Annotated in this window: 7 protein-coding genes and 1 pseudogene; 5 read left to right on the top strand and 3 right to left on the bottom strand. The window is 70.3% G+C overall.

The genetic code is table 11. The features are described 5' to 3' along the window. Nucleotides 1-187: pseudogene (locus IO39_RS42735) on the bottom strand (LacI family transcriptional regulator); the annotation flags it as partial. 48 nt (nucleotides 188-235) lie between these two features. Continuing rightward, nucleotides 236-1,273: a LacI family DNA-binding transcriptional regulator gene (locus IO39_RS42730; RefSeq protein WP_043637203.1), complete on the bottom strand. Its 1,038-nt coding sequence runs from the start codon at nucleotides 1,271-1,273 to the stop codon at nucleotides 236-238. A gap of 444 nt (nucleotides 1,274-1,717) precedes the next feature. Here IO39_RS42730 and IO39_RS42725 point away from each other — a divergent pair, with 444 nt between their 5' ends. The 5 genes from IO39_RS42725 (at nucleotide 1,718) to IO39_RS42705 (ending at nucleotide 8,450) form a co-directional block, all read left to right on the top strand. Then, nucleotides 1,718-2,989, top strand: a complete 1,272-nt coding sequence (locus IO39_RS42725; RefSeq protein WP_043637201.1) for an ABC transporter substrate-binding protein — start codon at nucleotides 1,718-1,720, stop codon at nucleotides 2,987-2,989. A 1-nt stretch (nucleotide 2,990) separates the two neighbouring features. Continuing rightward, the gene (locus IO39_RS42720; RefSeq protein ID WP_084774515.1) at nucleotides 2,991-3,938 is read left to right on the top strand and encodes a carbohydrate ABC transporter permease; all 948 of its coding nucleotides are present in this window, start codon (nucleotides 2,991-2,993) and stop codon (nucleotides 3,936-3,938) included. Next, a complete protein-coding gene (locus tag IO39_RS42715) occupies nucleotides 3,938-4,765 on the top strand; it encodes a carbohydrate ABC transporter permease (protein ID WP_043637198.1) in 828 nt (275 codons plus the stop codon). Before IO39_RS42720 ends, IO39_RS42715 begins: the two co-directional genes overlap by 1 nt. Before the next feature lie 163 nt (nucleotides 4,766-4,928). Continuing rightward, a complete protein-coding gene (locus tag IO39_RS42710; RefSeq protein ID WP_052424128.1) occupies nucleotides 4,929-7,079 on the top strand; it encodes a glycoside hydrolase family 43 protein in 2,151 nt (716 codons plus the stop codon). Nucleotides 7,080-7,343: 264 nt separating this feature from the next. Further along, nucleotides 7,344-8,450 (top strand): IS110 family RNA-guided transposase, encoded by a 1,107-nt coding sequence (locus tag IO39_RS42705; RefSeq protein ID WP_043637195.1) that lies wholly within the window; start codon nucleotides 7,344-7,346, stop codon nucleotides 8,448-8,450. A 96-nt stretch (nucleotides 8,451-8,546) separates the two neighbouring features. On the opposite strand, the gene IO39_RS42700 is transcribed toward IO39_RS42705, so the two are convergent. Further along, a partial coding sequence (locus tag IO39_RS42700) for a non-reducing end alpha-L-arabinofuranosidase family hydrolase (protein WP_043637192.1) occupies nucleotides 8,547-9,562 on the bottom strand: 1,016 nt, incomplete at its 5' end.

Raw genomic sequence — 9,562 nt, 5'->3', positions numbered from 1 at the left:
CCGAGTCCTGCACCGACTTGGTGTTCGCCGTGCGCCAGCCGCTCTCCGCGCCCACCTGGGAGAATCCCATGGTGATCGCGTCGCCCGAACCGCCGCCGCCGCTCGCACTCGTCTCCCCGCCGCCGCAGCCCGTGAGCAGCAACGCCCCGGCCACGATCAGGGTGAGCGCCGACATCCTCTTCGACATGACAACCTTCCTCGTCCCGCTGGGTGTGTCCAGTCAGTGGTGAATCGATCAGTGCGGCGCGCGGGTGCGCGCCCTGCCGGTGCTGTCCCTGGCGACCAGCCGGGGAGCCACGACCAGCCGCTCGTGGCCGCACGGCCCGGCCGACTCGATCTGCTTGAGCAGCAGGCCGATGCTGAGCCGGCCGACCTCGCCGAAGTCCTGCCGGACCGTGGTCAGCGCGGGGGTGAAGTATGCCGCCTCCGGGATGTCGTCGAACCCCACCACGCTCACCTGCTCCGGCACCTGGACGCCGGCCTCCGAGAACGCCCGCAGCAGGCCGAGCGCCATCTGGTCGTTGGCCACGAACACCGCGGTGACCTCGGCGACCCGGCCCGCCAGGACCTTGCCGGCCGCGTACCCGGACCTGGGGGTCCAGTCGCCCGGCAGCGCCTCGGGGATCGCCCGGCCCGCGGCCGACAGCGCGGCGTGCCAGCCCTCGCGCCGCCCTTCGGCCTCCAGCCAGTCGTCCGGCCCGCCGACGTGCCACACGGTCCGGTGGCCGAGGCCGAGCAGGTGGGCGGTCGCCTGCCTGGCGCCCTCGGCCTGGTCCACGCTGACCACCGACACGTCGCCCTCGTGCCGGCCCTCGACCGCCACCGCCGGCAGCCCCGCCGGCAGGTCGGCCAGGGCCTGGGCCGCGGCGCGCTGCGGGGCCACCACGACCACGCCGTCCACGCCCTGCTCGGCCAGGTGGCCGATGGCCTCGTTGACGCCGGCCCGGTCGATGGTGCGCAGGCTCATGATGCTGACGAAGTAGCCGGCCGCCCTGGCGGCCCGTTCGATGCCGTAGACCGTGCTGGCCGGGCCGTACAGGATGGTGTCGAAGCTGACCACCCCCAGCCGGTGCGAGCGCCGGGTGACCAGCGCCCGCGCCGTCAGGTTGCGGCGGTAGCCGAGCATGTCGATGGCCCGCAGGACCCGCGCCCGCGTCTCCTCCCGGACCCTGGGATGCTCGTTGAGCACGCGCGAGACGGTCTGGTGCGACACGCCCGCGAGCCTGGCCACGTCCGCCATGACCGGCAGGTGGCGCTCGACGGATGGCCCCATTCCTCCCCCTTCCGTTGACGGGCTGCGAGCAGCGTGGATCACTCCGCGCGGGAGGGAGCTCCGCGGGACCACACGGTTGTTAGCGTTAACATCGCCACTGCGATCTCACCGCCGTGGTGGGCGAAACGTTAGGTCGCCGCGCGGAGAGCTGTCAAGGATTGTTTCGGGGAAAGACCGGTAATTTTCGGAGCGCTCCTCGGCCGGCGACGAGGCCGGGGTTTCCCTCGGCAGCCCAGCTCGCGCGGGGTCGCGCCGCTTGCCGGTACGGCGCCGGGCGGTGCGGATGCCGACAGGGTTCTTGACGAATTTTGGAATCCGCCCGTATGGTCCCGCATTAACAATCGTGAGATGTTCCGAAACTTTCTGAGCTGCGTGTTGTCTTCCCCAGGAGCGCAGCCATGAACCCCCCGTCCATGGGCCGCATGGCTCAGGAAGAGATCACCTGTGAAGCTCCGCACCGCCACCCCGATCGTGCTCGCCGCCACGCTCGCCCTGACCGCCGCCGCCTGCTCGGGCGGCGGGCCCGCGCAGCCCCCGGGCGGCGGCTCGTCGTTCGCGTTCTGGTCGTTCACCGGCATCAACCAGAAGAAGTCCGTCGAGGACTACCAGAAGGCCAACCCCGGCACGCAGGTGAAGCTCACCGAGGTGGGCACCTCGGGGGAGACCGCGCAGGCGCTCACCACCGCGCTGGCCGGCGGCAAGGTGCCCGACCTGGTGCTCATCCAGGGTGACGACCTGCCGAAGTTCGTCCAGCAGCCGCAGAACTTCCAGGACCTGCGCCAGTACGGCGCCGACAAGCTCAAGGGCGACTACCTCGACTGGGTGATCAGCCAGTCCACGGCCCCGGGCGGCGAGATCATCGGCATCCCGACCGACGTCGGCGGCATGGCCGTGGCCTACCGGACCGACCTGTTCGAGGCCGCCGGCCTGCCCACCGGCCGCGACGAGGTCGCCAGGCTCTGGCCGACCTGGGACGCCTTCATCGAGACCGGCAGGAAGTACACCGCCGCCACCGGCAAGGCGTTCCTCGACAACGCCGCCACCAGCGTCTTCTTCCAGGCCGTCAACCAGGGGCCGCAGAAGTACTACGACCCCGCGGGCAACGCCGTCTACGCCACCAGCCCCCAGGTCAAGACCGCGTTCGACCTGTCGATCAAGACGGCGCGGGCCGGGATCACCGCCAAGCAGAGCTCGTTCTCCCAAGGCTGGAGCGCGGCCATGGGCAAGGGCGACTTCGCGGTCGTCTCCGCCCCGTCCTGGATGCTCGGCGCCATCCGCGACAACGCCCCCGACACCAAGGGCAAGTGGGACATCGCCACCATCCCGGGCGGCGCCGGCAACTGGGGCGGCAGCTACCTGGCCATCCCCAAGGGCGCGGCGAACCCCAAGGCCGCCTGGGACTACATCGCCAAGACCCAGTCGCCGCAGGGCCAGCTCGACCACTTCGTCGACTCCGGCGCGCTGCCCACCACCCCGTCGGTCTACCAGGACCCGAAGCTGACCGGGCTGAAGGACCCCTTCTTCTCCGACGCGCCCGTCGGGAAGATCTACACCAGCTCGCTGCTCGGGCTCAAGCCGTTCCTCATCGGCCCCGACAGCTCCGCCATCGGCCAGGAGTTCCTCGATGTGATCACCAACGTCGAGCAGGGCAAGGGCGACCCGGCCAAGGCGTGGGAGACGGCGCTGGCCAACATCAAGACCGCCATCGGGACCTGACGTGGCCACCACCCTCACCCCGCCGCCGCGCACCGTGCCCGGACGCGAGGCGCGGGTGCGGCAGGGACCGGCCGAGCGGCTGGCCCCCTACGCCTACATCGCCCCGTTCTTCCTGCTCTTCGCGGTCTTCGGGCTCGTCCCGCTGCTGTTCACCTTCTACGTCGCGCTGTTCGACTGGAACCCGATCGGCGAGCGCGTCTTCATCGGCTTCGACAACTTCACCCGGCTGCTCGGCGACACCCGCTTCTGGAACGCGGCCTGGAACACGATCAGCATCTGGCTGCTGTCCACCGTGCCGCAACTGCTGGCGGCGCTGCTGCTGGCGCACCTGCTCAACCACGCCCGGCTGCGGCTGGCGGTCTTCTTCCGCATGTCGATGCTGGTGCCGTACATCACCTCGGTGGCGGCCACCACGATCGTCTTCGCCCAGATGTTCGACCGCGACTACGGCCTGCTCAACTGGCTGCTGGGGCTGATCGGCGTGGGGCCGATCGACTTCCTGCAGTCCGGGTGGGGGAGCCACGTGATGATCGCGGTGATGGTGACCTGGCGCTGGTTCGGCTACACCACGCTGCTCTACCTGGCCTCGCTGCAGGCCGTGCCCCGCGCGGTCTACGAGGCCGCCGCCGTGGACGGCGCCGGCGCCTGGCGGCAGTTCCGGCACATCTCCGTCCCGTCGCTGCGCCCGGTCATCGTCTTCACCGTCGTCACCTCCACCATCGGCGGCCTGCAGATCTTCACCGAGCCGCTGCTCGTCTCCCGCTCCGCGCCGCTGACCTGCGGGCCGGTGCGGCAGTGCCAGACGCTCACGCTCTTCCTGTACGAGCAGGGCTTCGGCCGCTTCCAGTTCGGCTACGGCGCGGCCATCGGCGTGGCCCTGTTCGTGCTGATCATCGCCATCGCGGCGGTCAACTACGTCCTGTCCGCCCGCATCCGCCCGGAGCGATGATGAAGAAGGCCGACCGGGTCCGCTGGTGGACCTATCTGCTGCTCGCGGTGGCCACGCTGGCCTGCGTGTTCCCGCTCTACTGGATGTTCGTGGTGGCCACCACGGACACGGCCACCGCCACCAGGCTGCCTCCGGAGATCGTCCCCGGCGGGAACTTCTTCCACCTGGCCGGGCTGGTGTTCTCGACCGTGCCGTTCGTCCGCTCGATCGGCAACAGCCTGCTCGTGGCCGGCACGATCGGCGTGGGCCACGCGGTGCTGTGCTCGCTGGCCGGGTTCGCCTTCGCCAAGCTGCGCTTCCCCGGACGCAATGCGCTGTTCCTCATCGTCGTGCTGACCATGACCGTGCCGACCCAGCTCGCGGTCATCCCGCAGTACATGATCATCTCCGCGCTGGGGTGGGTGGACACCCTCCAGGCGCTCATCGTGCCCGGCCTGGCCAGCGCGTTCGGCATCTTCTGGATGCGCCAGCACCTGGCCACCACGATCAGCGACGAGATCCTCCAGGCCGCCCGCATCGACGGGGCCGGCACCTGGCAGATCTTCTGGCGGATCGCCTTCCCGCTGGTGCGGCCGGCCGCGTTCGTGCTGGGGCTGCTCGGGTTCGTCACCGCATGGAACGACTTCCTGTGGCCGTTCATCGTGCTCAAGTCGCCCGAGATGTACACCGCGCAGATCGCCATCAAGGCGCTGCAGAACAGCTTCACGGTCGACCTCGGCCTGGCCATGTCCGGCTCGTTCCTGGCCACCCTGCCGCTGATCGTGCTGTTCGTCTTCGTCGGCCGGCGCATGGTCGACGGGATCATGGACGGCGCTTTCAAGGGCTGACGCCCCGTCCGTCCGCGAGGCCGAAGACGTCTTCCCGCGCGGAAAGACGTCCGTCCGCGCGGGAAGAGCCGGTACCCGTGCCCGCGCACCGGCCCTGCCCCGGGCCCCAGCACGCTGTTAACGCTAACAACCCCAAGAGACCCCTCACCTCTGGAGCGTCGCCATGCCCCTGTTCCCCGCCTCCCGCCCGCCCGCCCCGCTCCGGCCCGCCGGGACGATGGCGGTGCTGCTGCTCGGCACCGTGCTCGCCACCGGGCTCGTCGCCTCCGGCGGCCCCGCCCGGGCCGCCGCCGCATGGACGCCGAAGCCCTCCTACACCTCCACCGACAAGGGGGACGGCACGTACTCGGTGCCGCTCCTGCGCTCCGACGTGCCCGACATCAGCGTCGAACGGGTTCCCGCCGCCGAGAACGACGATGGCCGAGACGTGTACTACATGATCAGCACCACGATGCACCTCAGCCCCGGTGCGCCGATCATGAAGTCCTACGACCTGGTGAACTGGGAGATCGTCAACTATGTCTTCGACCGGGCGAGCATCGGCGACGCCTTCTCGCTGCGCAACGGGCAGTCGTCGTACGGCCAGGGCCAGTGGGCGTCGTCCCTGCGCCACCACGACGGCATGTTCTACGCCGTCTTCAACACCAACAACCTCGGCGGCGCCTACGTCTACCGCACCGACGACATCGAGAACGGCGCCTGGCAGCGCACCGCCCTCGGCCGCGGCCTGCACGACCCCTCGCTCTTCTTCGACACCGACGGCACGCCGTACGTCTTCTACGGCTCCGGCGGCACGAGCGCCGTGCGGCTCAACGCCGGCCTGACCGCCATCGAGCAGGACTACCCGAACATCTTCCGCGCGAGCGACTACGCCGGCCGGCCGTTCATCGGCGGCCTGTTCGAGGGCGCCCAGCTCTACCGCATCGACGGCTACTACTACGCCGTCATCATCACCTGGCCGCCGGGCCAGGGCCGCCAGGTCGTCCTGCTCCGCTCGAAGGAGCTGCTGGGCCGCTACACGGCGGCGGGCGGGGTGAACACCTACGAGGCGCTCGGCGTGCTCGACTCCAACGGCTTCGCCCAGGGCAGCCTCGTGCCCATCGCGCGCCCCGGCGGCGGTACGGACTGGTACGGCATGTTCTTCCGCGACACGTTCCCGATCGGGCGCATCCCGGCGCTCATCCCCGCCACCTGGCAGGACGGCTGGCCGACCTTCGGCGACGGCGGGGTCGTGCCGGTGGACGGCGTGTTCGGCAAGCCGATCAGGCTCGGGCCGGAGGCGGAGGCGTTCGAGCGGCAGAAGAGCCTCGTCGCCTCCGACGACTTCGCCAACGACGCGCCGCACAAGGCGTACATGGACGAGAAGTGGCCCGGCCCGGATCCGGCGGTCGCGGAGGAGATCGCGCCCAACGGCTCCCGGCTCGACCCGGTGTGGCAGTGGAACCACGGCCCCGACAACCGCCACTGGTCGCTGACCGCCCGCGACGGCTGGCTGCGCCTGACCAACGGCAGGGTCGTCACCGGCGCGTACCGCCACACCAAGCTCGCCGACCGGCCCGAGCTGGCCTGGTTCGAGGAGGCCCGCAACACGCTGTCGCAGCGCACCTTCGGGCCGCGCCAGTCCGCCGAGACCAAGATGGACATCTCCGGTATGAAGGACGGGGACGTGGCGGGGCTGGCCGCCTACAACCGCGGCTTCTCGTACGTGGCGGTCAAGCGCGAGGACGGCGTCAGCACGCTCGGCGTCGTCAACCGCAGGCAGCCGTTCACCGCCGAGCTCGACCAGGCCGCCGTCGAAGGCTTCCTGCCGGGCACGACCGTGGAGCTGGGAGCGGCCACCGAGGTGCACGTGAAGGCGGACCTCGACTTCGCCGCGCCGGCCGGGCAGTTGTGGACGACCTTCCACTACAGCCTCGACGGGCGGACGTGGACCCGGCTCGGGGAGCGCGTCGGCCCGCAGACCCTGGACGGCAGCCTCGCCCACTTCATGGGCCACCGGATCGGCCTGTTCAGCTACGCCCCCCGGGAGACCGGCGGGCACGTCGACTTCGGCCACTACCTGCTCAGCGACACCCTCACCGCGCAGGACCGCCCGCTCGACACGACCGCGCTCGACGCGGCCATCGCCCACGCCGGCACGCTCGACCGCCGCGACCACCCCAAGGACGCCTGGGCCGCGATGCGGGCCGCGCTCACCGCGGCCCGGCGGGCCCGCGCGCGCGGGTTCGGCACGCAGAACCAGATCGACGCGCCGGAACGGGCGCTCAGCTACCAGCTCGCCCGCCTGGCCGCGCTCCGGGCCGCCGCGCCGTAGCCCGCCCGCTCCTGCCGCTAATGGGAGCTACCGGGTCGCTGATCGGGCAGACTCGGTGCCTGGTAGCCGCTGGCGAGTGAGCACTTTCGTCCGCTGGGCCGATGTTCGAGTCCTGGGGTCAGACCGTGCCCTCGCCGGTGGTCAGGGGCTTGATCGCTGATGGGATGTCGTGCCCGTCCTTCGGGGCGTGAGTACTGGTCCATTAGCACGCCGACCGGCTCCTGCGGGCTGCTTGATCGTGTAGTCGAGGGGTTGGAGGATCGGGTGCTGTTCGTCGGTGATGACTGGGCCGAGGACCATCACGACGTGGAGGTGCAGGACGAGCAGGGCCGGGCGGTCAAGCGGGCCCGGCTGCCCGAGGGCGCAGCCGGGGTGGCCCGCTTTCACGAGCTGGTCGCCTCGTTCCTGCCCGAGGACGCCGAGCCGGCCGAGGTGCTGGTGTGCATCGAGACCGACCGGGGGCCGTGGGTGCGGGCGCTGGCCGCGGCCGGCTACCGGGTGTTCGGGGTCAACCCCAAGCAGGCCGCCCGGCACCGGGAAGTGATGGGCAACTCCGGGGCCAAGAGCGACAAGGCCGACGCGCACGCACTGGCCGACATGGTCCGCACCCGCCGCCACCAGCTGCGAGAGATCGCCGCGGACTCCGATGAGGCCGAGGCGGTCAAGGTCGTCGCCCGCGCGCATCAGACGATGATCTGGGAACGGACCCGGCACATGCTGCGGCTGCGGCGGCTGAGCGCCGGCCAGATCACCGCGGCGCTCAAGGGCCACCGCGACAAGCCCGGCAAGGCCGCCGCCATCCAGGCCGAACTGCGCGCCGAGCATCTGGGGCAAAGCGATCTGGTGGCTTCGGCCTATGCGGCCACCGTGTCGGCGACGGTCGCGGTCCTGCGGACTCTGAACAGCGAGATCAAAACTCTGGAAGGGCAGGTTGAGGCCAATTTTGGCCGGCACCCGGACGCTGAGATCCTGCTCAGCCAGCCCGGCATCGGCGTCATCCTCGGCGCCCGGGTGCTCGCGGAGTTCGGCGACGCGCGCGGCCGCTACGCCAGCGCCAAGGCCCGCAAGAACTACGCCGGAACCTCACCCATCACCCGGCAATCGGGCAAGTCCAAAACCGTGCACGCCCGGTTCATCCACAACGACCGGCTCATCGACGCCCTGCACATGCAGGCCGGCGCCGCCATCTTGCACGACCCGGCCGTCCGCGCCTACTACGACCAGCTCAAAGCCCGAGACCTCAGCCACAACGCCGCCCTGCGCCAAGTCGGCAACCGCCTCGTCGGCATCCTGCACGGCTGCCTCAAAACCCACACCCCCTACGACCCGGCAACCGCATGGTCACACCGGCAAGACGATCTCGCCGCTTGACAATCCACGTCCAGGGATGTCTGACCCCTGTGCCCTGAAGGAGGGGGCGGCCCGGACCCCTGGGCCGCCCCCCCTGCTGTCAGCGCTCCCCTGCTGTCAGCGCTGCAGTGTCAGCAGGCCCGGCCGGTAGGGCAGGAGCCCGTAGTCGCCGCCCGAGTTGGGGCTGCGGCCCTGGTAGAGCAGTTGCAGGTTGCACGGGTCGACGGTGAAGGTCTGGTCGGCGCTGGTCCGGATCAGCTCGCCGTGGCTGATGTCGTTGGTCCAGGTGGCGCCGCTGTTGGCCTTGCCGGCGAAGGGGTTGCCCTCGGTGGCGGCCTGCGGCGTCCACGAGCCGTTGAGGCTGGTCGCGGTGAACGAGCGGAAGTAGCGGCCCTGCGCGCCGATCGCCTCGACGATCATGAGGTACTTGTTCTGGCCCTGGAGCTTGTAGACCTGGACGGCCTCGAACAGGTTGTTCGTCGTGTCACTCATGATCACCGTCGAGTTGCTGCCGAAGCTGCCGGGGAAGTTCCCGATCGGCATGCTCGCCCGGTAGATCTTGCCGTTGTCCCCGGCGAAGAACAGGTACATGTTCGTGCCGTCACCGATGAGCGTCTGGTCGATGGGGCCGGTGCCGGAGCCCGAGATGCTGCCGGAGAAGAGCACCTGCTGCGCCGACCAGCCGTTGGGGTTGGTCGGGTCGGTGGAGGTCCGGTACGAGAACGCCGTCCCGCCCCACTGGTAGGCCAGCACCCAGATGTTCTTCGGCGCGAAGTAGAAGAGCGTGGGCGCCACCGTGGAGTTGGACATCGCGTTCTGGCTCGCCGTGGCCATCTCCGACCAGTTGCTGAACAGGCTGAAGTTCATCGAGCCCCACCTGGTGCCCGTGTCGTGCGTGGTGGCGTAGACCAGGTGCCGGCCGTTGTACGGCGCGACGGTGAAGTCCTTGAGCGAGACCCAGCCCGGCCGCGGCGTCGCCAGCGGGCCCGTCGAGGTCCAGCGGTAGGTCGAGGGCAGGTCGCACTGTCCGGGGTTGCCGCCGCCGTCCACGCGGACGAGCTGCCATTGCTGGTTGGCGCCGCCCCAGTCGTCGTATTGGACGATGTTGGCGCCGTCGGCGGTGGAGGCGCCCT

It is taken from the genome of Nonomuraea candida (assembly GCF_000725485.1).
Taxonomy (GTDB): Bacteria; Actinomycetota; Actinomycetes; order Streptosporangiales; family Streptosporangiaceae; genus Nonomuraea; species Nonomuraea candida.
Note: the sequence above shows the minus strand (reverse complement) of the source record. Positions and strands in the feature narration are given on the sequence as shown.